The organism is Lichenicoccus sp., from assembly GCF_965277665.1.
In the GTDB taxonomy this organism is placed as follows: domain Bacteria; phylum Pseudomonadota; class Alphaproteobacteria; order Acetobacterales; family Acetobacteraceae; genus Lichenicoccus.
This window is the reverse complement of sequence record NZ_OZ255835.1, coordinates 1,494,858-1,519,116: the sequence shown is the minus strand read 5'-3', so window position 1 is coordinate 1,519,116 and position 24,259 is coordinate 1,494,858. Positions and strand designations below refer to the sequence as shown.

Sequence of the window (24,259 nt, the reverse complement as noted above, 5' to 3'; positions counted from 1 at the left end):
GCTCTAGATGCCCTGCTTGTTGCTCTAGATGAACGGGCCGCGCGAGCCCGACCGGTTCGGATCGGTGGCCCTGTCGCCTGATGGCCGCGGCTCGTCGCCCGGCCAAGGACCCCGGCCGCTGTTCGCCCCGGACGGTGCGCGCCTGCCGCCCGAGCTTGTGGCGGACCTCGCCGGCAGCGTTCCCGCCGGTTCCCCGATCGTGTTCGCCGCCGCGACCGTCGCCGAGGCGACCGGGGAAAGTGCCGCGGCCGCGATCGGTTGCGAGGCGCTGGTGCGGCGGGTGCTGTCGTGTGATCCGGCGGCCGATGTCGGGCTGATCGAGCAGGCCTTCGCGATCGCGCGCGACGCCCACGTCAACCAGAAACGCGACAATGGCGAGCCGTACATCATCCATCCGCTCGCGGTTGCCGAGATCCTGGCCGGCTTCAGGCTCGACGTGCCGTCGATCGTCACCGCCCTGCTGCATGACACCATCGAGGATACCGGCCTCACCTACAAGGTGATCTCGGACCGCTTCGGCAGCGCGATCGCCGACCTGGTCGACGGCGTCACCAAGCTGACCCGGCTGGAGCTGCAATCCGACCGCACCAAGCAGGCGGAGAACTTCCGCAAGCTGGTGCTGGCGATGAGCCGCGACATACGCGTGCTGATCGTCAAGCTCGCCGACCGGCTGCACAACATGCGCACCCTGCACTACGTGCGCCGGCAGGATCGCCGCGAACGCATCGCGCGCGAGACCATGGACATCTATGCGCCGCTGGCCGGGCGCATCGGCATGGACAAGGTCAAGACCGAGCTGCAGAACCTGTCCTTTGCGGAACTCGAGCCCGAGGCCAACTCGACCATCCAGGCCCGGCTGAACTACCTGCGCGGCCAGGGTGCGGATGTCATCGAAGAAGTTCGCAGGGAACTCACCCGGATCTGTCGGGATGCCGGCGTGCCGATCATCGAGGTCTTGGGCCGCGAGAAATCCTCCTTCTCCATCTGGGAGAAGATGCAGAAGCGCAACGTCGCCTTCGAGCAGCTCTCCGACATCATGGCGTTCCGGGTGCTGGTACCCTCGCGCGAGGCCTGCTACGTGTCGCTCGGCGCGGTGCACGCGGCCTATCCGGTGATCGCCGGCCGCTTCAAGGACTACATCTCGACCCCGAAGGCGAACGGCTACCAGAGCCTGCATACCGGGGTGACGCTGCGCCACCCGCGCAACCAGAAGATCGAGGTGCAGATCCGCACGCCGGAGATGCATGACGTCGCCGAGAACGGCGTCGCCTCGCACTGGGTGTACAAGCTGTCGCCGGGCAAGGCCGACGAGGAGGTCAGCCGCGCGGTGACCAGCCTGCGCCGGCTGCGCTGGGTGCAGGACCTGCTCGAGATCATCGAGAATTCGGCCGCCCCCGACGAGTTCCTCGAGAACACCAAGCTCGAGCTCTACCAGGACCAGGTGTTCTGCTTCACCCCGAAGGGGCAGCTCATCCAGCTGCCGCGTGGGGCGACCCCGGTGGATTTCGCCTATGCCGTGCACAGCCAGGTCGGCGATGGCTGCGTCGGTGCGAAGGTCAACGGCCGGCTGATGCCGCTGCGGCACGAGCTGCAGAACGGCGACCAGGTCGAGATCATGACCGCGCGTGGCGGCACGCCGTCGCCGTCCTGGGAACGCTTCGTCGTCACCGGCAAGGCGCGCGCACGCATCCGCCGCTATGTCACCCAGCAGCAGCGCGAGACGCATCTCGATGCCGGCCGGGCGGCACTGGCCAAGGCGTTCCGCCAGGAGGGCGTGGACGGCTCCGAGAAGGTGCTGGACGCAGCACTCAAGCAGCTCAAATGCGCCAGCCGCGACGATCTCTACGCCGCCGTCGGCACCGGCACGCTCGGGCCCAAGGAGGTGGTGCACGCCGCCTATCCCGACCTGCGGCACGGTGCGCGCGCGCCGCGCATGATCCCGGGCCTGCCGCGCCCCGACCTCGCGCGTCCGGGGACGACCGGTCGCGCCGGCAGTGGCGCTCCCCCCGGCAGCCTATCGCTGCGCGGCCTCGGCGCCGGCATCGCGGTGCATTTCGCCGGCTGCTGCCACCCGCTGCCCGGCGATCGCATCCTGGGCATCGTGGCGCAGGGCAAGGGCATCACCGTGCACACGGTCGGCTGCCAGACGCTGGAGAGCTTCGCCGCGACACCCGAGCGGTTCATGGATGTGGACTGGGACTATGACGCGATCACCCGCGGCAGCAACGCCGAGCCGCATGTCGGCCGGGTCAGCGTCATCGCCGCCAACGAGCCGTCGATGCTGGCGACCCTGACCAACGCCGTCTCCAAGCATGACGGCACGGTCGTCAATCTCAAGATCGTCAACCGGCAGCTCGATTTCATGGAGATCCTGGTCGATGTCGAGGTGCGCGACCTGCGCCACCTGTCCTCGGTGATCGCGGGCCTGCGCGGCGCCAGCGGCATCACCCAGGTGGAGCGCGCCAAGGCTTGAGCGCCGCGCGCCTGGAAGGGAATCGGGCGAGCCTGATGATCGGGATCGGGTCCGACCTGTGCGACATCAGGCGCATCGAGACGGTGATGCGCCGACACGGCGAGCGCTTTCTCGAGCGCGTGTTCACCGCCGCCGAGCGCGCCCGCGCCGAGCGCCGCACGCCGGCGATCCGCCCGGGAACCTATGCCAAGCGCTGGGCGGCGAAAGAGGCCTGCGCCAAGGCGCTCGGCACCGGCTTCTCGCAGGGCGTGTTCCATTCCGACATGGGCGTGGTCAACCTGCCGGGCGGCCAGCCGAGCCTGGCGCTGACCGGCGGCGCGCTCGCCCGGCTGCATAGGCTGCTGCCACCGGAGACGACGCCGCTGTTGCTGGTGACGATGACCGACGAATACCCGTATGCCTTCGCGCAGGTCATCATTTCCGCGATCTCCGGGAGCTGATCCGACTCCCCGGTGGCAGGCGCCGCCGCATTGCTTGACAGGCGGGAGCCGGGTCGGCTTCATCCGCCCGCCGCGGGGGGTTCTCGTAGGACACAGGCGGAACACACAGCATGGCCTTCACCAAATCATCAGTTCGCGACAAGGAAGGGCGCCGCAACAAGGATGGCGCCGGCTCCGGCACCTGGGACATGATTCGGACGCTGCTCTATGCCGGGTTGATTGCCATCTTCGTTCGCACGTTCCTGTTCGAATCCTTCAACATCCCGTCCGGCTCGATGATCCCGACCCTGCTGGTGGGCGACTACCTGTTCGTCGCCAAATACGAGTACGGCTATTCGCGCTTCTCGCTGCCGTTCTCGCCCGACCTGTTCGAGGGGCGGATCATGAGCCAGGTGCCGCATCGCGGCGATGTCGCGGTGTTCCGCTTCACCCAGGACACCTCGATCGACTACATCAAGCGCATCGTCGGGCTGCCCGGCGACCATGTGCAGATGCGCGGCGGCGAGCTGTATCTCAACGGCACCGAGGTGCCGCGCACCGACGAGGGTGACAGCGTCGCGTCTGACGAGAACGGCACCCGCATGCAGGGGCGCCGCTACGAGGAGGCCCTGCCCGGCAGCGCCGGCCATGGCCCGGTAGCGCACCAGATCCTCAAGCTGACCAGCGACGGTCCGTACAACAACACGCCGGACTACGTGGTGCCGGCCGGCTACTTCTTCGCCATGGGCGACAACCGCGACGACAGCGCCGACAGCCGCTTCATGGGCACCGAGCCGGAGGATCTCGGCTTCGTGCCGATGCAGAACCTGGTCGGCCACGCCAAGTTCATCTTCTTCTCGATCGATGAGCGGCATCCGCTCTGGCAGGTCTGGGAGTGGCCGGTTGAGATACGCTGGTCGCGGATCGTGAACTGGGTGCACTAGATCTTGGGCAGATGAGCGAGGCGCGCGACCGGATCGAGGCGTTGATGCATTGGCGGTTCCGGCGCCCCGAACTGTTGAGCGAGGCGCTGACGCATCGCTCGGCGGCGAACGTGCATGACAGTACGCGCGGCCGACCGGCAGCCCGCTCCCGGCGCGCCGCCTCCGGCACGCGATCGAACGAGCGGCTGGAGTTCATCGGCGACCGCGTGCTCGGCCTGCTGATGGCGGAATGGCTGATCGAGCGCTATCCCGATGAGCCGGAGGGCGAGATCGGCCTGCGCCATGCGCGGCTGGTGTCGCGCGCGGTGCTTGCCGGGATTGCCGCCGGCATGGGTCTGTCGGACGCGCTCGCGGTCTCCGAGCACGAGACGCGGGCCGGTGTGCGGCAGGCGGCGACCGTGCTTGCCGATGCGATCGAGGCGGTGCTGGGGGCGGCCTATCTCGATGGCGGCCTCGAGCCGGCCCGGACCTTCATCCGGTCCGCCTGGGCCGAGGCGATCGAGGCGCAGACGCTGCCGCCCAAGGATCCGAAGACCGCCTTGCAGGAGTGGCTGCTCGGGTGTCGCCGGCAGCTGCCGGTTTATGTCGTGGAGTCAGCTCTTGGGCCGTCGCATGCGCCGGTGTTCGTGATCCGGGTGACCGCCGCCGGATTGTCCGGCGTCGGCACGGCGAGCACCAAGCGCGCGGCGGAGAGTGCGGCGGCGGCCGACCTGCTCGGCCAGCTGCCGGCACGGGAGGGAATCGCGCCCGTACCGGGGGGACACCTGCCATGACCGCTGCAACCCGCTGCGGCTTCGTCGCCATCGTGGGCGCGCCGAATGCCGGCAAGTCCACCCTGCTGAACAAGCTCGCAGGCTCGAAGCTGTCGATCGTGAGCCCGAAGGCGCAGACCACCCGCTTCCGGGTGATCGGCATCCTGATGCACGACCTGTCCCACAAGGCGGGGCCCCAGGGAACGGGAGGCCAGGAGGCTGGAGGCCAGGTCCGGGCGCAGCTGCTGCTGGTCGATACGCCGGGCATCTTCCGGCCGAAGCGCAAGCTCGACCGCGCCATGGTCGCCGCCGCCTGGACCGGGTCGGACGATGCCGACATCACCCTGGTGCTGGTCGATGCGCGCGGCGGTGCCACGGAGGGCGTGCGCGAGATCGCAGCCAAGCTGCGCGGCAGCCCGCGCCGGCTGTGGCTGGTGCTGAACAAGACCGACCTGGTGCCACGCCCGCGGCTGCTGCCGCTCACCGCGGAGCTGGTGGCGCTGTTGCCCGTCGAGCGCACGCTGATGGTCAGCGCCCGCTCCGGCGAGGGTCTCGGCGACCTGCTCGACGACATGGCGCAGGCGCTCCCGGAGGGGCCGTTCCTGTATCCCCAGGACGACCTGACCGACCTGCCGGACCGGCTGCTGGCGGCCGAGATGGTGCGCGAGCAGATCTTCCTGCAGACGCACGAGGAGGTGCCGTATGCCGCCACGGTCGAGACCGAGAGCTTCCTCGAGCAGCCGGACGGCTCGGTGCGCATCGAGGCCACGATCTATGTGTCGCGCGCCGGCCACAAGGGCATCCTGATCGGCGACAAGGGCAGTCGTATCCGCTCGATCGGCGAGCGCGCGCGGCACGGGCTCGCCGCGCTGCTGGAGCGTCCGGTGCATCTGTTCCTCAACGTCAAGGAGCGCGCCGGCTGGGACGAGGAGCGCGCCCGGCTGCGCGCTATCGGGTTAGACGACCAGGGGTGAGGCGGCGCTGGGCCTGGTGCGCGAGGTCGCCCTTGCAAGTGGCTGTAAACGGCGCCTATCGCCTCGATCCGCTTGTGACGGCGGGGTCCGGGGGATATGAGGGGCGCCGCACGGCATGAAGGGCACCATTGCGGATGACTGAACCTTCAGGCGGCAACCTCTACCACCGCGTCCTGCTCAAGGTGTCCGGCGAGGCGCTGATGGGCGACGGCGAATACGGGCTGGACCCGAAGACGGTGAACGCCATCGCCGCCGATGTCAGGGATGTTTTCGCGTCGGGTGTGCAGGTCTGCCTGGTGATCGGCGGCGGCAACATCTTCCGCGGCATCGCGGCGGCCGCACGCGGCATGGACCGGGCGCAGGGCGACTATGCCGGCATGCTGGCGACCGTGATCAACGCGCTCTCGATGCAGAATGCGCTCGAGCATGCCGGCGTGCCGACCCGGGTGATGTCGGCGATCCAGATGTCGAGCGTGGCCGAGCCGTACATACGCCGGCGCGCGTCGCGGCACATGGAGAAGGGCCGGCTGGTGATCTTCGCCGCCGGCACCGGCAACCCGTTCTTCACCACCGACACCGCGGCGGCGCTGCGGGCCGCCGAGATGGATTGCGACGCGCTGCTCAAGGGCACCCAGGTGGACGGCGTCTATTCCGCCGACCCGCGCAAGGACCCCAATGCCAGGCGCTACCAGGAGCTGACCTATCTCGACGTGCTGGCGAACGACCTCAACGTGATGGACGCCTCGGCGATCAGCCTGGCGCGTGAGAACAAGCTGCCGATCATCGTCTTCAATATCCATGCCCAGGGCGCGTTCGCCAAGGTGATGCGCGGCGAGGGCCCGTTCACGCGTATCGTCGAGGCCCAGTAAGGCGGGTGCCCGGCATTTACCGCAGGGGCCAAAGGTTCCAGTAAGCATGACATGCCGGTCCTGAGCGGCAGCCCGGAGCCGCGCCGGCAGCGCGAGGCGCCGGAAGATTGGAGGAGAGCCGCGTTGGCCGCTGACCTGACTGCGCTGAAGGAAGACCTCACCCGCCGCATGGATGGCGCCCTGGAGACCCTGCGCCGCGACTTTGGCGGCCTGCGCTCCGGGCGCGCCAGCCCGGCGCTGCTGGAGCCGGTGCGGGTCGAGGCGTATGGCGGCGAGCTGCCGATCACCCAGGTCGGCACCATCGCGGTGCCGGAGAGCCGCATGATCACGGTGCAGGTCTGGGACCGCACGCTGGTCGGCGCGGTCGAGCGCGCGATCCGCGATGCCGGCCTCGGGCTGAACCCGATGGCGGACGGCCAGGTGGTACGGGTGCCGATCCCGCAGCTCACCACCGAGCGGCGGCTGGAGCTGGCCCGCGCCGCCGGCCGCTATGCCGAGAGCGCCAAGATCTCGGTGCGCGGCGTGCGCCGCGACGGCATGGACCAGATCAAGGGCTTCGAGAAGAAGAGCGAGATCAGCGAGGACGACAGCACTGATTGGGCAGCGGACGTGCAGAAGCTGACGGACAGCTACGTCAAGCGCATCGACGACGCTTCGGCCGACAAGGAACGCGAGATCAAGCAGGTCTGACGCACGTGTCGCAGGGTATTCCGATGCAGGTCGAGCGCCTGGACGAGCCGGCCCGGGAGGCGGCCCAGGAAGCGCGCCAGGAAGCGTCCCAGGAAGCGCACCAGGAGACGGCGCAACGCGGCGTGCCGCGGCATGTGGCGGTGATCATGGATGGCAACGGGCGCTGGGCGGCGGCGCGCCGGCTGCCGCGGCTGGCCGGGCACCGCGCCGGTGCCCAGGCGGTGCGGCGCTGCATCCAGGCGGCGATCCAGAACAAGGTCGGCTGGCTGACCCTGTATGCGTTCTCCTCGGAGAACTGGCGCCGGCCGGCCGAGGAAGTGACCGACCTCACCGGGCTGCTGCGGCACTATCTGCGCCATGAGCTGGCCGAGCTGCATCGCGAGGGTGTCCGGCTGCGGGTGATCGGCGAGCGCGAGCGGTTCGATGCCGACATGTGCCGCGAGTTCGAGCGGGCCGAGCGCATCACCGCCGGCAACACCCGGCTCAACCTGATGGTGGCGCTGTCCTATGGCGGCCGCTCCGACATCCTGCGCGCGACGCTCAGGGTCGCCGAGGCGGTGCGCGACGGCAGGCTCGATCCGGCGCAGCTCGACGAGGAGCGCTTCGGGCGGTTCCTCTACACCGACGGCATCCCGGATCCCGACCTGATGGTGCGGACCAGCGGCGAGTTCCGGCTGTCGAACTTCCTGCTCTGGCAGGCGGCCTATGCCGAGCTGGTGTTCCTCGACGTGCTGTGGCCGGATTTCGGGCCGGTGCACTTCGCCGAGGCGCTGGAGACCTATGCGCGCCGCGAGCGTCGCTTCGGTGCGCGCCCTGGCTGAGCGCCCGGCGACCCAGGGCCTTGCCGAGCACCCTGCGACCCAGGGCCTCGCCGGGCACCCCGCGGCAGCAGGCGCATGGCGCGATCTGCGCGTGCGCCTGCTGTCGGCGGCGGTGCTGGCCCCGGCCGGCCTGCTGTGCCTGCTCGATGGCGGCTGGGTACTGGTCGGCTTGACCGTGCTGGTGATGGCCGGTCTGGCCTGGGAGTGGGCCGGCCTGGCCCGGGTGCGGGCGACCTCGCCGGCCTGCGTGCTGCTGCTCGCCTGGCCTGGGGTGTCGCTGCTGGTGGCGGTTTCGTATGACTGGCTGGCCGGCCTGCGCATGCTGAGCGCCGGGTTTCTGCTCGGGCCGATGCGCGGCGGCGGCATCGTGCTGATCGGCCTCGCCGGTATGGCGCTGGTCTGGCTCAGCGGCATGAGCGCGCTCGGCGCCACGTCGCTGCTGTTCGTCGTGCTGGTGGTCTGGTCGAGCGACAGCCTCGCCTACATGGTGGGGCGGGCGGTCGGCGGTCCCAGGCTCGCGCCGAGCATCTCGCCCGGCAAGACCCGCTCCGGCGCCGTCGGCGGCCTGCTCGGCGCGATGCTGGCCGGCGCCGCGGTAGCCGGCCTGGCAACCGGGTCTGCCAGTGTCCTGCACGAGGCGCTCGGTGGCCGGATCGCGCGCGGGCTGCTGTTCGGCGGCCTGCTCGGCCTGGCGGCCCAGGCCGGCGATCTCGCGGAGAGTGCGCTGAAGCGGCGCTGCGGCGTCAAGGATTCCGGCCGGCTGATCCCCGGCCATGGCGGCCTGCTCGACCGGCTGGACGGGCTGCTCGCGGCCGCACCACTGGCCGCCCTGTTGTCGCTCGGCTGCGCGCCCGGGCAGGGCTTCTGGCAGGTCCGGCCGGCGCAACTCGGGCTGGTCGATGTGGGATCGGCGTCGCGTCCATCGCCGGCCGCCGGACGCCTGGAGAGCTGGCTTGGCGGCACGCATGGCCGCATCATCGGGAGTTTGCCGGGCCGCCCCGTGGGGAGTTTGCTGAAATGAAGACCGTCTCGATCCTCGGCAGCACCGGCAGCGTCGGCTGCAGCACCATCGACCTGCTCGGCCAGGCGCCGGAGCGCTACCAGGTCGAGGCGCTGGTCGGCGGCCGCAACGCCGCGCGTCTGGCCGAGCAGGCGATCGCGCTGCGGGCGCGGCATGCGGTGATCGCGGAGGCGGGGCAGCTCGACGAGCTGCGTGCCCGGCTCGCGGGCACCGGCACGACGGCGGCGGCCGGCGAGGCTGCGGTGCGCGAGGCGGCGGCGCGGCCGGTGGACTGGACCATGTCGGCGATCACCGGCGCGGTGGGCCTCGCACCCACCCTGGCGGCGATCCGCAATGGCGGCGCCGTGGCGCTGGCCAACAAGGAGGCCCTGGTCTGTGCCGGCGACGTCATGCTGCGCGCGGTGCGCGATGCCGGCGCCACCCTGCTGCCGGTGGATTCCGAGCATAATGCGGTGTTCCAGGCGATGGCCGACCGCCAGCATGCCGAGGTGGAGAGTATCGTGCTGACCGCGTCCGGTGGCCCGTTTCGCAGGGCCAGCCTCGACGAGATGGAGCAGGCGGGTCCCGAGGCGGCGCTGCGCCATCCGGTCTGGTCGATGGGGGCGAAGATCACCATCGACTCCGCCAGCATGTTCAACAAGGGGCTGGAGATCATCGAGGCGGCGCGGCTGTTCGGCCTCGAGGAGCACCGCATCCAGGTGCTCGTGCATCCGCAATCCGTGGTGCACGGCATGGTGCAGTACAGCGACGGCAGCGTGCTGGCGCAGTTGGGCGCACCCGACATGCGGGTGCCGATCGCGCACGCGCTGGCCTGGCCGCAGCGCATGCGCACCAATGCGCCGCGCCTCGACCTCGCGGCGGTGGCGCGGCTGGAGTTCGAGGCGCCCGATCCGGTGCGTTTCCCCGCACTCCGGCTGTCGCGCGAGGCGCTGCGGGCCGGCGGCGCCGCACCGGCGGTGCTGTCGGCGGCGAACGAGATCGCGGTCGCCGCGTTCCTCGCTCGGCGCATCGGCTTCCTCGATATCGCGAGGCTCGTCGAGCGCGTGATCCACGAAATCGGCGCACCGGCGGCGGATACGCTGGACGCGGTGCTACATTGGGATTCCGAGGCCAGGCGCATTGCCCGGGCCTGCCTGCCGACGCCGGGAAGCGGGTCCCGTGCGGCGTGACTGCTGCAAAGGGCCGAGGGCGATGATGCTGGGACAAGTCAAGCAATTCCTGGAACCGGGCCCCCTGGAACCGAGCCCCCTGGAACCCAGATCGTGATCCCGCAGGTGCTGCACACCCCACTGGCCTTCGCGCTGGTGCTGGGGATTCTGGTGTTCATCCACGAATTCGGCCACTACCTGGCGGCGCGCTGGTGTGGCGTGCATGTCGAGGTCTTCTCGATCGGCTTCGGCCGCCCGCTGCTGCGCTGGCACGACCGTGTCGGCACCGAGTGGCGGCTGTGCCTGTTGCCGATCGGCGGCTATGTCAGGCCGCACGGCTTCGAGGGACCCGGGGAGGCGAGCGCCGAGGCGCAGGCGAAGTGGCTGCCGGGGCGCACCTTCCACGACAAGCATGTGTTCTCCCGGGCGATCGTGATCATGGCCGGTCCGGTCTTCAACTTCCTGCTGGCCATCGTCCTGTTCGCCGGCCTGTTCGCCGCCGTCGGGCGTCCGAGCACGGCGCCGCTCGCGAGCATGCCGCCGGTCATCGGCGAGGTGGTGGCGGGCGGCGCGGCGCGGGCGGCCGGCCTGGTGGCGGGCGACCGGATCGAGCGCGTCGGGGCGACGCCGACCGGCAGCATCGTCGATGTGCAGCGGCTGGTTTCGGCCGCACCCGGCCAGCACCTCGTCCTGGTGGTCCGGCGCGGCGCCGGCGAGGTGACCGTGCCGGTGGTCGTAGGGGGAGGCGAAAAAACCGGCTCGGGCGTGATCGGCGTGATGTTCACCGCGCCGCCGGCCAAGCCGCTGCCGCTCGGGCGCGCGATCGTCGCCGGGGTCGAGGAGACCTGGTCGGTCAGCGTGCAGACGCTGGACGGCATCTGGCAGATGCTCACCGGCCGGCAGAGCACGGCGGGGCTCGGCGGCCCGCTGCGAATCGCGCAGCTCTCCGGCCAGGTCGCCGAGCTCGGGGTTGCCAGCATGGTCAGCTTCATCGCGCTGCTGTCGATCAATCTCGGGTTGATCAACCTGTTCCCGATCCCGGTGCTCGATGGCGGCAGGCTGGTCTTCTACGCCATCGAGGCGATCAGGGGGCGCCCGGTGCCGCGTCCGGTGCAGGAATTCAGCTTCCGCGCCGGCTTTGCGCTGATCGCCTGCCTGTTCCTGTTCGTGACCTTCAACGACCTGTCGCACTTCGGCTTGTTCCAGTGGGTTTCGCACCGGGTAGGTTGACGCGTTATCGGCGTAGGGTCCGGGTCGCGAAGGGTTTGGTTGCAGGGGCGCCGCTTGCGTTTGCGTGAGCATTGCGGCTAGTTCCCCGCGGGCGGTGCATGGCTGTGCCACGGGTTCCGGCAAGGAACCGGGACCGGCACCCGACCCGCCCGAGAGCAGCCGAGGCTGCTCTATCAAACGACGAGCAGAGCATGATCGCTTGGATCATGCTCTAGGGGGATGCCTGTCCTTGTCCGCTAGACGCTCCGCGCTGTTCACCTCCGCCTGCCTGATCCCGTTCCTGGTCGACGGCGCGGCTCTGGGCCAGCCTGCCTCGACCGCACCGGCCCAGTTGCCGCCCGACCAGGCGCCCCCCGACCAGGCGCCGCCGGACCAGGGCCGGCCAGGCGAGGGTCCGGCGCGGGTGCATCGGCGCCATGCGCAGCCGGCCCGCATCCATCGCAGTGCCGGGCTGCCGGCGTCCGGCGGCAGCATCGCCGCCATCGACGTACGCGGCAACGCGCGGATCGAGACCAGCACGATCCTGTCCTATCTGCTCGTGCAGCAGGGCGATGCGTTCAACCAGGACGAACTCGACCGGTCGCTGAAGACGCTCTACGCCACCGGCCTGTTCCACGACGTGTCGCTCACGCGCAGCGGATCGACGCTGATCGTCAAGGTGAGCGAGAACCCGATCGTCAACCGCATCGCCTTCGAGGGCAACCACGCCGCCAAGGACGACGACATCAAGAAGGTGCTGACGCTGCGGCCGCGCGCGGTCTATACGCCGGAGCTGGCGGCGCGCGATCGGCAGAAGATCCTCGACCTGTATGCCGGCAAGGGGCGGTATGCGGTCACCGTGACGCCGCAGATCATCCGGCTGTCGCACAACCGCGTCGAGGTGGTGTTCCAGATCAGCGAGGGCCAGCTCACCCTGATCCAGAAGATCAGCTTCGTCGGCAACAAGGCCTTCTCCGAGGCCCGCCTGTCGCAGGTGGTGACCTCCAAGGAGACCGCCTGGTACCGGTTCTTCTCGTCGTCGGATGAGTACAATCCCGAGCGTATCCAGTACGACCGCGAACTGCTGCGGCGCTTCTACCTGCGCAATGGCTATGTCGATTTCGATGTGTCGGACGCGACCGCCGAGCTCTCGCCGGATCGCAAGTCGTTCTACATCACCTTCACCATCACCGAGGGGCCGCGCTACCGGATCGGCAAGCTCGAAGTGAAGTCGACCCTGCGGCACGTGCCGGGCGACAGCCTGCGGCCACAGATCAAGAGCCTGGAGCATCAGTGGTACGATGGTGACGAGGTGCAGCGCATCTCCGACGCCGTGCAGGACGGCCTGCAGGCGCACGGCGAGCCGTTCGCGGTGGTCAAGCCGGAGATCGCGCGCAACACCGACAACCACACCGTTGACCTGCTGTTCGATGTGAGCGAGGGGCCGCGGGTCTATGTCGAGCGGCTCGACATCACCGGCAACACCATCACCCAGGACCACGTGGTCCGGCGCCAGTTCGACATGGCGGAGGGGGATCCGTTCACGCCGACGCAGCAGCGCCGGTCGAAGCAGTCGCTCGAGGATCTGGGCTATTTCAGCACGGTGAACGTGGAGACGGTGCCGGGCTCGTCGCCCGACAAGGTGGTGGTGAATGCCGCCCTGGCGGAGAAGCCGACCGGCGAACTGACCCTGGGCGGCGGCTACTCGACCGATGCCGGCATTCTCGGCAATGCCGGCATCCGGCAGAAGAACCTGGTCGGCAGCGGCATCGATGCCAGCCTGCAGGGGACGCTGGCGCAGTACGAGAACCAGGTCGATTTCTCGCTGACCGACCCGTATTTCCTCGGCCGCAACCTGGTCGCCGGCGTCGACCTGTTCAGCATCCAGACCGACAACCTGAACATCTCGGACTATTACGAGACCCGGCTCGGCGGCACCGCCCGCATCGGCTACGCGTACAACCGCTACCTGTCGCAGTCCTGGAACTACTCGCTGATCGACCGCCACGTCAGCAACATCAACACCGCCGCGAGCCTGTACATCCAGGACGAGGGTGGCTACTCGCTGCTGTCACAGGTCGGCACCACGCTGGCCTATGATCGCCGCGACAGCCGGCTGCAGCCGCACACCGGCTTCATCGTGCGGGTCGGCGGCGATCTGGCAGGCCTCGGCGGCAACGAGAAATACGTGCGCGGCAAGCTCGACGCCTCGTACTACATCCCGCTGGACCGGTTCACCAACAACCATGACTGGACGATCGCCATCGTGGCCGGCACCGGCTACCTCGCCGACTATTCCGGCGGCCGCCAGGACATCGTCGACAACTTCTATCTCGGCGGCGACAATCTGCGCGGCTTCCTCGATGGCGGCGTCGGCCCGCACTCGGTGCCCACCAACAGGTATCCGGCCAGCGACGCGCTCGGCGGCCGCTTCATCTATACGCAGTCCACGACCCTGAACTTCCCGCTGCCGCTCGGGCCCGACCTCGGCCTGTCCGGCCGCACCTTCGCCGATGTCGGCGGCCTGGACGGGGTGCGCACGATCCGCAGCTTCACGGCAGCCCAGGACCAGCCGCTCGCCGGCGACAACCTGTCGCCACGTGTCGCCGTTGGTGTCGGCGTGTCCTGGAAGAGCCCGTTCGGCCTGATCAACGTCGATATCGGCATACCCGTGGTGAAGCAGAAATACGACCAGACGCAGGTCCTCCGCTTCGGCTTCGGCTCGAACTTCTGAGGTGATGATGCTCCCACACACTGCCCTGCAGTCCCATGCGGTTCCCCGCTTCCTTTCACGCCGCCGCCTCGGTGCAGGCGGAGCCGCGCTGCTGGCGGCCGTCGTGGCGGTTCCGTTGCTGGCGGGCGTGAGCCCGGCGCACGCGCAGAGCGCCGGTTCCGGCCCGGGCTGGTTCGTGCCGAAGACCCAGTCGCCGGGCTCGGGCGCTTCCGGGGGCGGTGCCGGCCAGAGCGTGGTGCGCCGCCGCCCGGGCGTGATGCCGGTCGCGGGCCCCGGGGCGAACGCCATGGGCGACGGCGATCCGCAGGCGCCGGGCGCGCCGCAGACCCCCCCGGTGCTGCCGCTGCCGCCGATCCCGGCACTGTCCGAGATGGCGAAGGGTGCGGCGCCACCGAATGCGGTGATCGGCGTGCTCAGCGTGCCGGACGTGATGCGCCAGTCGGTGGCGGCGCAGCAGGTCGAGAAGATCCTCGGCGCCCGGCGCGACAAGCTCAACCAGGATGCGCAGAAGGAACAGGCGAGCTGGCGCGACCTGCAGCAGCAGATCCAGAACTCCAAGCTCAGCCAGGAGCAGCTGGCGACCCGCGAGCGGGCGCTGCAGCAGCGGGTGACGGCGGCGCAGCGCGATTTCCGCAACCGCAACCGCATCATCCAGGAGGCGGCGCAGGTCTCGCTGGGCCAGATCGAGCGTGAGCTGGTGCAGGTGATCCGCCAGGTGGCGGCCGCGCGTGGCATGAACCTGGTACTGCACCGCGAGCAGGTCGCGCTGAACATCAACGATTTCGACATCACCCTGCAGGTGTCGAACCAGCTGAATTCGACGCTGTCGTCGGTGTTCATCCCGGGCGACGGGGTCGATGCCGAGGAGCTGGCGCGCTCTGGCAGCTTCCCGACCACCGCCAACCCCGGTCCGCAGCCGGCGCCGCCGCCGGTGGCGACGGTCGCGACCACGCCGGCTCCGGCTGGCACGGCGCCGGGAGCGGCGGTGAAGAAGTAGCGTCGCATGGCAGCTTCTGGGCGCGGCACCGGCGACGAGCGGTTCTTCGCGCATAGCGGGTCGCAGTCCCTCGACGTGCTGGCGCGCCTCGCCGGCGCCGAGATCAGGCGCCCGGCGGACGGGCGCGAGGTCGGGCCGCTGACCGGGGTCGCCGCGCTGCAGGCTGCCGGCGCCGAGGAGGTCAGCTTCCTCGACAACCGGCGCTACCTGCCGCTGCTGAGCAACACCGGGGCCGGCGTGGTGATCCTGGGTCCCGCGTTCGCGGGCCAGGTCCCGCCGGGATGTGCGGCGCTGGTGACGCCGCAGCCGTATCTCGCCTGGGCGCGCATCGCCGCCTTGTTCCATCCGCGCCCGGCGGTAGCACCCGGCATCCATCCGACCGCCCTGGTCGACGACGAGGCGGGCATTGACCCGGCGGCCGAGATCGGCCCGTTCGCGGTGGTCGGCAGCGGGGCGCGGATCGGCGCCGGCAGCGTCGTGATGGCGCATGCGGTGGTCGGCCCGGGTGTGGTGATCGGCAGCGACTGCCGGATCGGCACCCATGCCAGCGTTAGCCACGCCCTGGTCGGCGACCGGGTCACGCTGTTTCCCGGCGTGCGCATCGGCCAGGACGGGTTCGGCTTTGCCCTCTCCGAGACCGGCTTCGTGAGCGTGCCGCAGCTCGGACGGGTGATCCTGCACGACGATGTCGAGGTCGGCGCCAACGCGACCATCGATCGCGGATCGGCGCAGGACACGGTGATCGGCGCCGGCTCGCGGCTCGACAACCTGGTGCAGATCGGGCACAACGTCCGCCTCGGACGGTGCTGCATCGTCGTCGCACAGGCGGGAATATCGGGCTCGACGGAACTCGAGGACTACGTGACCATTGCGGCACAGGCCGGCCTGATCGGCCATATCCGGATCGGCCGGAAGGCCCGCATCGGGGCCCAGGCGGGGGTGATGTCGGATGTGGACGCGGGCGCCGATGTGATCGGCAGCCCGGCAATGGCGTTCCGTGAGTTCTTCCGCAATGTCGCAGCCTTGAAGCGCCTGGCGCGACGGCCGGTGGCTGGCGGCAAGGCGGCCGGGGACCACCAGGGACCGGACGCCGACGGGTAGGCAAGTATGCGGTGGGGTCGCAGCAATGCTGCGCGGGAGTTGGGTTCAGCCTCGATGGACGGAACGGCACAGAACGACAAGACCGGCACTGCTGACGCCCAGAGCGTCGGCAACACCGCGCCGGAGACCGGGAGCGCCACCGTGCCCACGCAGGCCGGCGAGCGGATCGCCCAGATCGACGTGCACCAGATCATGGCGGCGATTCCGCACCGCTATCCGTTCCTGATGATCGACCGCATGGTGGACGTGGTGCTCAACCAGTCCGCCATCGGCATCAAGAACGTCACCTTCAACGAGCCGCATTTTCTCGGCCATTTCCCGGCCCGTCCGGTCATGCCCGGCGTGCTGATCATCGAGGCGATGGCGCAGACCGCGGCGGCGCTGGTGGTGCTGACGCTCGGCGACGCCTTCGAAGGCAAGCTGGTCTATTTCATGACCATCGAGAACGCCAAGTTCCGGCGGCCGGTGGTGCCGGGCGACCAGCTGCGCATCCATGTCGAGAAGGAGCGCAACCGGGGCAATGTCTGGAAATTTCGCGGCGTCGCCCGGGTCGATGGTGTTTCCGTGGCCGAGGCCACCTACAGCGCGATGATCATGCGCTGAGCCGGCCCGCCCTTTCCGTTCGGCCACCACCAGGAACATTCCCGGAAACATTTGGTGTCTTGGCGGCGCGTCCGGGTTGGGCGAGTTCGCTCTGATGTTGATCTCATCGATGAAGCATACCGACCACAGTCAGAACACCAGTGTCCAGGAACCGTCGACGCCGGCGGCCGGGATCCATCCGTCCGCCATCGTGTCGCCGGGTGCCGCGATCGGGCAGGGCGTGCAGATCGGCCCCTGGTGCAGTGTCGGCCCGGAGGTGACGCTCGAGGACGGCGTGCGGCTGGTGTCGCATGTGGTGGTGGACGGCCACACGCGCATTGGCGAGGGCGCGCTGCTGTATCCGTTCTGCACCGTCGGGCTGGCGCCGCAGGACCTGAAATATCGTGGCGAGCCAACCCGCTGCGAGATCGGCGCGCGCACCGTGATCCGCGAGAACGTCACCGTGCATCGCGGCACCGTCACCGGGTCCGGCCTGACCCGCGTCGGCCGCGACTGCCTGCTGATGGCCAACGCGCATATCGCGCATGACTGCGACCTCGGCGACCACGTCATCATCGTGAACAACGTGGTGATGGGTGGCCACGTGGTGATCGGCGACCATGCCCGCATCATGGGAGCGGCCGCCCTGCACCAGTTCGTGCGGATCGGCCGCGCGGCGATGGTCGGCGGCGTGTGCGGGGTCGAGGCGGACGTGATTCCCTATGGCAGCGTGCTCGGCAACCGGGCCCGGCTGGTCGGGCTGCACTGGGTCTGGCTGCGCCGCAGCGGCGTGGCGGCAGCCGAGATGCAGCATCTGCGGCATGCCTTTCGCACGCTGTATCCGCACGACGAGACCGGTGCCGGCGTGTTCGAGGAGCGGCTGGCCCGGGTGCGGGCGGAGTTTGCCGGTGATCCGCGGGTGGACGAGATCCTGGCCTTCATCGACGAGCCCAGCCGGCGCGGGTTGGTGCGGGTGGCCCGACGCGACCCGGGGGGCGCCGAGGAGAGCGAGGGCGCCTGACCACCACCGGACACGACGAGCCGCCTGGACTGGGGATTCTGGCCGGTGGCGGCCCGCTGCCCGGGCAGGTCGCCGCCGCGGCGCTGCGCGCCGGCTACCGCGTGTTCATCGTGGGGTTCGCGGATTTCGCCGAGCCGTCGGTGATCGCGCCCTGGCCGCACGAGGTGATCCGGCTGGCGGCGGCCGGGCAGATCCTGGCGGCGCTGCGCCGCCAGCGCTGTCGCGAGCTGGTGCTGATCGGCCCGGTGCGCCGCCCGTCGCTGCGCGACCTGCGCCCGGATGCGGAAGGCACCCGTATCCTGGCCCGGATCGGCCGCTCGCTGTTCGGCGGCGATGACGGCCTGCTCGGGGCGCTGGTGCGGGTGCTGGGCGAGGAAGGGTTCGCCGTGCGCGGCGCGCACGAGTTCCTGGCGGATGGCGTGGCGGCGGCCGGCAGCATGGGGCGGGTGGCGCCGGATGCGCGGGCGTTGTCCGACATCGCGCGCGGTGCCGCCGTGCTGCGCACGCTCGGCGTCCTGGATATCGGCCAGGGCTGCGTCGTGCAGGACAACCTGGTGCTGGCGGTGGAGGCCCTGGAGGGTACCGACCGCATGCTGGAACGCGCGGCGGGCTTGCTCCAGCCGGGGCCGGGGGGCGTGCTGGTCAAGCTGGTCAAGCCGGGCCAGGAGCGCCGTGCCGACCTGCCGACGATCGGGCCGCTGACGGTGGAGCATGCGGCGGCCGCCGGGCTGCGCGGCATCGCGGTCGAGGCCGGCTACACGCTTCTCACCGATCGCGTCGGCTGCATTGCAACCGCGGACCGTACCGGCCTGTTCCTTGTCGGGATCGATGGCAACCGCATCGACAGCAACCAGAGGCAAACGACATGAGCACGAACTACCTGCACACGATGGTCCGGGTGAAGCATCTCGATGCCAGCATCGCCTTCTACAAGCTGCTCGGCATGCGCGAACTGCGCCGCAGCGAGGTGCCGGCGGGCAAGTACACGCTGGTGTTTGTCGGCTTCGACGACAATGCGCACGGCCAGGCCGAGATCGAACTGACCTACAACTGGGGCGAGGATGACGGCTACGAGGTCGGCACCGGCTTCGGACACTTCGCCGTCGGCGTGCCGGACGTCGCCGCCGCCTGCGAGCAGGTCCGAACCGGCGGCGGCAAGGTGACCCGCGAAGCCGGCCCGGTAAAGCACGGCACCACCGTCATCGCCTTCGTGGAAGACCCGGACGGCTACAAGGTGGAACTGATCCAGCGTTAGCCCGATGAGGCAGAGGCTGTCTGTTCGCAGGCAGCCTCTCAGGGCGGCCTTGTCGCCTTCAACGCGGCATCGGCGCGTTCAATCGTCTTGATCAGGGTGTCGGCGGTGCGGCGGGCGAACGGGTCCTCGCTGGCCGCGAGACGGTCCGCCATCAGCATGGCCGGCGACAGGATGCCGCGCAGATCGTGGCGCAGCTTCGACATCGTGGCATCGCGCTGGACCACCGCCTGTTCCGCCGCCTCCGCCCGTCCGGTCAGCCGGTCGATGAGCGCCTGGTCCTCGGCGGTCCTGGTCGAGGGTGAAGGGGCACTGGCCATGGTCGCGGCTCCAGGCTGGCGGTTGACGCGGGATGCCGTGCGCGACTATAAGCCGCCGCTCCTTGGACCGCGTAGGGCATCCATCCCGCGTGCCCTCCATGGTGTCCGTTTCGGCCATCAGCAAGCGGTGCCTGGCCATCCACCTCAGGAGAGTGCCGTCGTGAAGCGCACCTATCAACCATCTAAGCTGGTCCGCAAGCGCCGTCACGGCTTTCGCGCCCGCATGGAGACGGTGGGCGGCCGCCGCGTCCTGGCCAACCGCCGCGCCAAGGGCCGCAAGCGCCTCTCTGCCTGATCCGGCGAGGGGTCACGGTTTGGAAGCCCGGCGCTGATGGCCTCGGCCGAGGTCCGGCTGAAGCGCCGGGCCGAGTTCCTGCGGGTCGCCTCGCGCGGCCGCAAGGCGCCGATGCCGGGACTGGTGCTGCAATGCCTGGCGCGCGGCGACGAAGCTCCGGCCCGGCTCGGCTTCACGGTGACCAAGAAGGTCGGCAATGCCGTGGTGCGCAACCGCACCAAGCGCCGTCTGCGCGAGGCGGCACGGCTGCTGCTGCGCGAGCGCGACCTGCGCGGCGTCGACCTGGTGCTGATCGGTCGCGACGGCACCCGGACGCGCCGGTTCGCGGCCCTGATCGACGATTTCGCGCGGGCGTTGCGCAAGGCCGGCGGCTGATGCTGGCGGCCGGCCTGCGCGCCGCGATCCGGGCCTACCAGCTGCTGCTGCGTCCGGTGCTCGGGCCGAACTGCCGGTTCGTGCCGTCCTGCAGCGACTATGCGATCGAGGCGCTGGCGGTGCACGGCACCTGGCAAGGATCGGGTCTGGCGGCGCGGCGGCTGCTACGGTGCCACCCGTGGTGCGCGGGAGGCCACGACCCGGTGCCGCGTGCCTGCTCATCCACCCCAACCCAGAAAAGCCCGGCTGCATCCTGATGGACAATAACCGCCTCATCCTGGCAGTCGCGCTGTCGATCGCGATCCTCGTCGGCTTCGAGTTCATCCTGCCGAAGCAGAACCGCCAGGCGCTGCATCACCAGGCGGCGCAGATGACCCAGGCGACGCCGCCGGGGGAGACGCCGGCGCCGCAGATCGATACGGCCTCGGCCGGCACGCAGCCGGTGGCGATCCCGGCGCCGGTGTCGGATCAGCGGGTGCCGATCGACGCGCCGCGGGTGAAGGGCAGCATCGACCTCACCGGCGCGCGGCTCGACGATGTCGTGCTGCGGGACTACCGCGAGACCATCCGGGCGAACTCGCCGCAGGTCCGCGTGCTCGAACCGCGCTCGGCGCCGCAGCCGAACCTGGTGCAGGTCGGCTGGAGCGCCGGCGCCGACAGCATGCTCAAGCTGCCGGACAGCCAGACCCGCTGGACCACCGACGGCCACAGCCTGACGCCGACCAGCCCGCTGACCCTGACCTGGAACAACGGCGCCGGCCTCACCTTCCGAGTGGTGTTCACCGTCGACCGCGACTTCATGTTCGGCGTCGAACAGTCGGTGCAGAACGCCACCGGACAGCCGGTCTCGCTGTATCCCTGGTCGCGCGTCAGCCGCGGCTACACGCCGGCGGTGACCGGCGGCTACCTGGTGCATGAGGGGCCGATCGCGGTGGTCGACGGACGCCTCGAGGAGATGTCCTACAAGACCGTGCAGAGCAACGCGGCCGGCGGCAACGGCGTCGGCTGGAGTGCGGCCCAGCCCGGCACCGCCGCCGGCGCGCAGCCTTCGGGCGCCCAATCTCCTGGCGCCCAATTTTCGGGAGCGTGGGCCGGCATCACCGACAAATACTGGCTGACGGCGATCATCCCGGGAGCCACGACGGCGGGGACCGCTAGCTACCGCTATGTCCCGAACAGCGGCGCCGGCACCTACCAGATCGACTTCCTGGCGAGCAGCCCGACCGTCATCGCACCCGGCGCCACCGGCTCCAGCAGCAGCCATGTGTTCGCGGGCGCGAAGGAGGTGCATCTGCTGGAGGGCTACCAGGGCTCGCTGCATATCGCGGATTTCTGGAAGGCGGTGGATTTCGGCTGGTTCGCCTTCCTGACCAAGCCGATCTTCTATGTGCTCGACTGGCTGAACACCGTGCTCGGCAATTTCGGCCTGGCGCTGCTGGCCTTCACGCTGATCGTCAAGACTCTGTTCTTCCCGCTGGCGACCAAGTCGTTCCGCTCGATGAGCAAGATGAAGCTGCTGGCGCCGAAGATGACGGCGGTGCGCGAGCGCTACAAAGACGACCCGATGGCGATGAACAAGGAGATGATGGCGCTCTACAAGACCGAGGGCGTCAACCCGGCCAGCGGCTGCCTGCCGATGCTGGTGCAGATCCCGGTATTCTGGTGCCTGTACAAGGATCTCTACGTCACCATCGAGATGCGGCACGCGCCGTTCTTCGGCTGGATTCGCGACCTGTCGGCGCCGGACCCGACCAACCTGTTCAACGGCTTCGGGCTGATCGGGTTCGATCCGACGCTGGTCTCGCCGATGCTGCATCTCGGCGTCTGGCCGATCGTGCTCGGCATCACGATGTTCATGCAGCAGCGCATGAACCCGCCGCCGCCCGACCCGACGCAGGCGCGGCTGTTCCAGATCATGCCGCTGATCTTCACCTTCGTGCTGGCGCGGCAGCCGGCCGGCCTGGTGATCTACTATTGCTGGAACAACACGCTGACGGTGGCGCAGCAATGGCTGATCATGCGCAGCACCAAGCTCGGGGGCGGCGGCGGCAGCAGGAGCAGGGAGGCGGCGCGTCCGGTGCGCAGCTGAGCGAGGGTCCGGCGGCCGCGGCGAGCGTCGATGCCGCGGATCGCGACGCCGAGCGCGTGGCGGCGCTCGAAACCGGGCGGCTGCTGTTTGCCGCCGAATGCCGGTTCTTCTATGCGGCGCAGCGCCTCGACCAGCTGCCGGAGCCGGGCCGGCCGGAGATCGCGTTCGCCGGCCGCTCGAATGTCGGCAAGTCCACGCTGATCAACGCGCTCACCGGCCACAAGGCCTTAGCGCGCGCCTCCTCGCAGCCGGGACGCACCAAGCAGCTCAACTTCTTCGATCTCGGCCAGCGGCTGACCCTGGTGGACATGCCGGGCTACGGCTATGCGGAGGCGGCAAAGGCGGTGAAGGAAGACTGGCAGGGGTTGATGTTCGATTTCCTGCGTGGGCGTCCGACGCTGCGACGGGTGGTGCTGCTGCTCGACAGCCGGATCGAGATCAAGGCGAACGACCTGGATGCGATGACACTGCTCGACCGGGCCGCGGTCAGCTTCCAGCTGGTGCTGACCAAGGCGGACGCGCCCAAGCCGGTGGCGCTCGCCGCCAAGCGGCGCGAGGTCGAGGCGCTGGCGCGCAGGCATCCGGCGGCACATCCCGAGGTGATCCTGAGCAGCAGCGAGGACGGCACCGGGATCGCGGAGTTGCGGGCGACCCTGGCCGGATTGGCGCTGCCGGTCCAGGCTCGCCTCTGATCTGGAGAGATCGGCCATGAGTTTGAGCGAAGCGGCGCTGAAGGCGGCACAGGAGCAGGCGGCGATCCTGGCGAGCGCGCTGCCGTACCTGCGCCGCTACGCCGGCGACACCATCGTGGTGAAGTATGGCGGCCACGCGATGGGCGACCCGGCTCTGTCGGAGGCGTTCGGCCACGACATCGCGCTGCTCAAGCTGGTGGGCGTCAACCCGGTGGTGGTGCATGGCGGCGGCCCGCAGATCAATGCGATGCTGGAGCGCCTCGCGATCAAGTCGAGCTTCGTGGACGGCCTGCGGGTCACCGACGCCGCCATGGTCGAGATCATCGAGATGGTCCTGTCCGGCTCGGTGAACAAGCAGGTCGCCGACCTGATCAACCGCGCCGGCGCGCTTGCCGTCGGGATCTCCGGCAAGGACGGCGGCCTGATCCGGGCGAGCAAGCTGCAGCGCACGGTGCGCGACCCGCACAGCCATATCGAGCGCGCACTGGACCTCGGCTTCGTCGGCCAGCCGGACCGGATCGATACGCGGCTGCTGTATGCCCTGTCGGGGTCCGGGCTGATCCCGGTGATTGCCCCGGTCGGCGCCGGCGCACAAGGGGAGACCTACAACATCAATGCGGATACGGCGGCGGGCGCGATTGCCGGCGCGCTGGGTGCCACCCGGCTGCTGATGCTGACAGACGTGCCGGGCGTGCTGGACGAGCAGCACCGGCTGATCGAGGAACTGTCCCCCGAACAGGCGCGGGCCGGGATTGCCAGCGGCATGATCTCGGGCGGGATGATCCCCAAGGTTGAGACCTGCCTGGAGGCGGTTGCCGCGGGGGCCAAGGCGGCGGTCATCCTGGACGGGCGGGTGCCGCACGCCTGCCTGCTGGAGCTGTTCACCGCGGCCGGCCCCGGGACCTTGATCCGCGGCGATAGCTGAAGCGGGTGGAGTGGCGCGCCCTACTGGACTCGAACCAGTGACCCATAGCTTAGAAGGCTATTGCTCTATCCAACTGAGCTAAGGGCGCGCAGGAGTACCCGAGGCGGCCCTGTCAGTGGGTCCAGTTCTGCAGGCGGTCGCTGCGGAAGTTATCGGCGTAGGCCTTCGGCCTGTGTATCCGCGCGACCGGGAGTTCGAGGTCGTAGGCGATCCCCTCGCGCTGCGCGTAGGCGACGGCCTCTTCCTGCGAAGGGAACTTCAGGCGGAGCTGGCTTTGCATGTCGCCGCTGCCGAACCAGCCCATCAGCGGGTCCTGGCGGCGCTGCTCGCTCTGCCCGTATTCGAGCACCCAGTCATGCGTGTTGGCCAGGCCTGACTGCATCGACGTCTTGGGCTGCTTGTAGATGCGCGCGCGCATGACGGCACGAACTCCCTGTCCATGATGGTCGGGGCGGCCGGACTCGAACCGGCGGCCTCGTGTACCCAAAACACGCGCGCTACCAGGCTGCGCCACGCCCCGCCGGCCAGGAGCAGCATGAAAGCTGCTCCATCCACT

General features: G+C 69.6%; 26 protein-coding genes and 2 tRNA genes. 24 read left to right on the top strand and 4 right to left on the bottom strand.

The features are described 5' to 3' along the window. Positions 1–28: 28 nt before the first annotated feature. The 18 genes from ACQY4O_RS06920 to gloA all read left to right on the top strand — a co-directional run bounded on the left by ACQY4O_RS06920 (position 29) and on the right by gloA (position 19,010). Entirely contained in the window at positions 29–2,473 is a 2,445-nt protein-coding gene (locus tag ACQY4O_RS06920) for a RelA/SpoT family protein (RefSeq protein WP_428375456.1), read from the top strand. Positions 2,474–2,505: 32 nt separating this feature from the next. Continuing rightward, positions 2,506–2,913 (top strand): holo-ACP synthase, encoded by a 408-nt coding sequence (gene acpS / locus ACQY4O_RS06915; protein ID WP_428378130.1) that lies wholly within the window; start codon positions 2,506–2,508, stop codon positions 2,911–2,913. 110 nt (positions 2,914–3,023) lie between these two features. Continuing rightward, positions 3,024–3,836 (top strand): signal peptidase I, encoded by an 813-nt coding sequence (gene lepB / locus ACQY4O_RS06910; RefSeq protein ID WP_428375455.1) that lies wholly within the window; start codon positions 3,024–3,026, stop codon positions 3,834–3,836. 11 nt (positions 3,837–3,847) lie between these two features. Continuing rightward, complete coding sequence (rnc, locus tag ACQY4O_RS06905) at positions 3,848–4,609, top strand: ribonuclease III (protein WP_428375454.1); 762 nt, start codon at positions 3,848–3,850, stop codon at positions 4,607–4,609. After that, on the top strand, positions 4,606–5,562 hold the full coding sequence (gene era, locus ACQY4O_RS06900; RefSeq protein WP_428375453.1) for a GTPase Era: 957 nt from the start codon (positions 4,606–4,608) through the stop codon (positions 5,560–5,562). Before rnc ends, era begins: the two co-directional genes overlap by 4 nt. Before the next feature lie 134 nt (positions 5,563–5,696). After that, positions 5,697–6,431 carry a UMP kinase gene (pyrH, locus tag ACQY4O_RS06895; RefSeq protein ID WP_428375452.1) on the top strand — a complete coding sequence of 245 codons (735 nt, stop codon included), beginning with the start codon at positions 5,697–5,699 and terminating at the stop codon, positions 6,429–6,431. Positions 6,432–6,554: 123 nt separating this feature from the next. Beyond that, positions 6,555–7,121, top strand: coding sequence for a ribosome recycling factor (frr, locus tag ACQY4O_RS06890; protein WP_428375451.1), 567 nt, complete (start codon positions 6,555–6,557; stop codon positions 7,119–7,121). A 5-nt stretch (positions 7,122–7,126) separates the two neighbouring features. Continuing rightward, positions 7,127–7,942, top strand: coding sequence for an isoprenyl transferase (locus ACQY4O_RS06885; protein WP_428375450.1), 816 nt, complete (start codon positions 7,127–7,129; stop codon positions 7,940–7,942). Then, positions 7,902–8,963 carry a phosphatidate cytidylyltransferase gene (locus tag ACQY4O_RS06880; protein WP_428375449.1) on the top strand — a complete coding sequence of 354 codons (1,062 nt, stop codon included), beginning with the start codon at positions 7,902–7,904 and terminating at the stop codon, positions 8,961–8,963. The genes ACQY4O_RS06885 and ACQY4O_RS06880 overlap by 41 nt, the downstream gene beginning before the upstream one ends. Further along, positions 8,960–10,132: a 1-deoxy-D-xylulose-5-phosphate reductoisomerase gene (dxr, locus tag ACQY4O_RS06875; protein ID WP_428375448.1), complete on the top strand. Its 1,173-nt coding sequence runs from the start codon at positions 8,960–8,962 to the stop codon at positions 10,130–10,132. Before ACQY4O_RS06880 ends, dxr begins: the two co-directional genes overlap by 4 nt. A 96-nt stretch (positions 10,133–10,228) precedes the next feature. Further along, the gene (gene rseP / locus ACQY4O_RS06870; RefSeq protein ID WP_428378129.1) at positions 10,229–11,341 is read left to right on the top strand and encodes an RIP metalloprotease RseP; all 1,113 of its coding nucleotides are present in this window, start codon (positions 10,229–10,231) and stop codon (positions 11,339–11,341) included. 229 nt (positions 11,342–11,570) lie between these two features. Further along, positions 11,571–14,054 carry an outer membrane protein assembly factor BamA gene (bamA, locus tag ACQY4O_RS06865; RefSeq protein WP_428375447.1) on the top strand — a complete coding sequence of 828 codons (2,484 nt, stop codon included), beginning with the start codon at positions 11,571–11,573 and terminating at the stop codon, positions 14,052–14,054. 103 nt (positions 14,055–14,157) lie between these two features. Beyond that, a complete protein-coding gene (locus tag ACQY4O_RS06860) occupies positions 14,158–15,051 on the top strand; it encodes an OmpH family outer membrane protein (RefSeq protein ID WP_428375446.1) in 894 nt (297 codons plus the stop codon). Between the two features lie 6 nt (positions 15,052–15,057). Further along, a complete protein-coding gene (lpxD, locus tag ACQY4O_RS06855; RefSeq protein ID WP_428375445.1) occupies positions 15,058–16,152 on the top strand; it encodes a UDP-3-O-(3-hydroxymyristoyl)glucosamine N-acyltransferase in 1,095 nt (364 codons plus the stop codon). Positions 16,153–16,206: 54 nt separating this feature from the next. Next, a complete protein-coding gene (gene fabZ, locus ACQY4O_RS06850; RefSeq protein WP_428375444.1) occupies positions 16,207–16,755 on the top strand; it encodes a 3-hydroxyacyl-ACP dehydratase FabZ in 549 nt (182 codons plus the stop codon). 109 nt (positions 16,756–16,864) lie between these two features. Continuing rightward, positions 16,865–17,755 (top strand): acyl-ACP--UDP-N-acetylglucosamine O-acyltransferase, encoded by an 891-nt coding sequence (lpxA, locus tag ACQY4O_RS06845; RefSeq protein WP_428375443.1) that lies wholly within the window; start codon positions 16,865–16,867, stop codon positions 17,753–17,755. Further along, positions 17,752–18,624 (top strand): LpxI family protein, encoded by an 873-nt coding sequence (locus ACQY4O_RS06840; protein WP_428378128.1) that lies wholly within the window; start codon positions 17,752–17,754, stop codon positions 18,622–18,624. Before lpxA ends, ACQY4O_RS06840 begins: the two co-directional genes overlap by 4 nt. After that, positions 18,621–19,010, top strand: a complete 390-nt coding sequence (gene gloA, locus ACQY4O_RS06835) for a lactoylglutathione lyase (RefSeq protein ID WP_428375442.1) — start codon at positions 18,621–18,623, stop codon at positions 19,008–19,010. The genes ACQY4O_RS06840 and gloA overlap by 4 nt, the downstream gene beginning before the upstream one ends. A 38-nt stretch (positions 19,011–19,048) precedes the next feature. On the opposite strand, the gene ACQY4O_RS06830 is transcribed toward gloA, so the two are convergent. Beyond that, positions 19,049–19,327 carry a hypothetical protein gene (locus tag ACQY4O_RS06830; protein ID WP_428375441.1) on the bottom strand — a complete coding sequence of 93 codons (279 nt, stop codon included), beginning with the start codon at positions 19,325–19,327 and terminating at the stop codon, positions 19,049–19,051. Between the two features lie 160 nt (positions 19,328–19,487). Between ACQY4O_RS06830 and rpmH the strand changes: the two genes are divergently transcribed. Genes rpmH through argB form a run of 6 tightly spaced genes read left to right on the top strand, consistent with a single transcriptional unit; the run spans position 19,488 to position 23,703 of the window. Continuing rightward, positions 19,488–19,622, top strand: a complete 135-nt coding sequence (rpmH, locus tag ACQY4O_RS06825) for a 50S ribosomal protein L34 (RefSeq protein WP_138324104.1) — start codon at positions 19,488–19,490, stop codon at positions 19,620–19,622. A gap of 36 nt (positions 19,623–19,658) precedes the next feature. After that, positions 19,659–19,997, top strand: coding sequence for a ribonuclease P protein component (gene rnpA, locus ACQY4O_RS06820; RefSeq protein ID WP_428375440.1), 339 nt, complete (start codon positions 19,659–19,661; stop codon positions 19,995–19,997). Next, positions 19,997–20,254, top strand: coding sequence for a membrane protein insertion efficiency factor YidD (yidD, locus tag ACQY4O_RS06815; RefSeq protein ID WP_428375439.1), 258 nt, complete (start codon positions 19,997–19,999; stop codon positions 20,252–20,254). The genes rnpA and yidD overlap by 1 nt, the downstream gene beginning before the upstream one ends. Next, positions 20,254–22,086, top strand: a complete 1,833-nt coding sequence (yidC, locus tag ACQY4O_RS06810; RefSeq protein WP_428375438.1) for a membrane protein insertase YidC — start codon at positions 20,254–20,256, stop codon at positions 22,084–22,086. The genes yidD and yidC overlap by 1 nt, the downstream gene beginning before the upstream one ends. Next, positions 22,005–22,778 (top strand): ribosome biogenesis GTP-binding protein YihA/YsxC, encoded by a 774-nt coding sequence (yihA, locus tag ACQY4O_RS06805; RefSeq protein ID WP_428375437.1) that lies wholly within the window; start codon positions 22,005–22,007, stop codon positions 22,776–22,778. Before yidC ends, yihA begins: the two co-directional genes overlap by 82 nt. Before the next feature lie 16 nt (positions 22,779–22,794). Next, complete coding sequence (gene argB / locus ACQY4O_RS06800; protein WP_428375436.1) at positions 22,795–23,703, top strand: acetylglutamate kinase; 909 nt, start codon at positions 22,795–22,797, stop codon at positions 23,701–23,703. An 11-nt stretch (positions 23,704–23,714) separates the two neighbouring features. On the opposite strand, the gene ACQY4O_RS06795 is transcribed toward argB, so the two are convergent. From ACQY4O_RS06795 to ACQY4O_RS06785, 3 genes are all read right to left on the bottom strand, one after another. Further along, positions 23,715–23,791: transfer RNA gene (locus ACQY4O_RS06795), tRNA-Arg, on the bottom strand. Between the two features lie 24 nt (positions 23,792–23,815). Continuing rightward, a complete protein-coding gene (locus ACQY4O_RS06790; protein ID WP_428375435.1) occupies positions 23,816–24,121 on the bottom strand; it encodes an ETC complex I subunit in 306 nt (101 codons plus the stop codon). A gap of 25 nt (positions 24,122–24,146) precedes the next feature. After that, positions 24,147–24,223, bottom strand: a tRNA-Pro gene (locus ACQY4O_RS06785). Positions 24,224–24,259 lie beyond the last annotated feature (36 nt).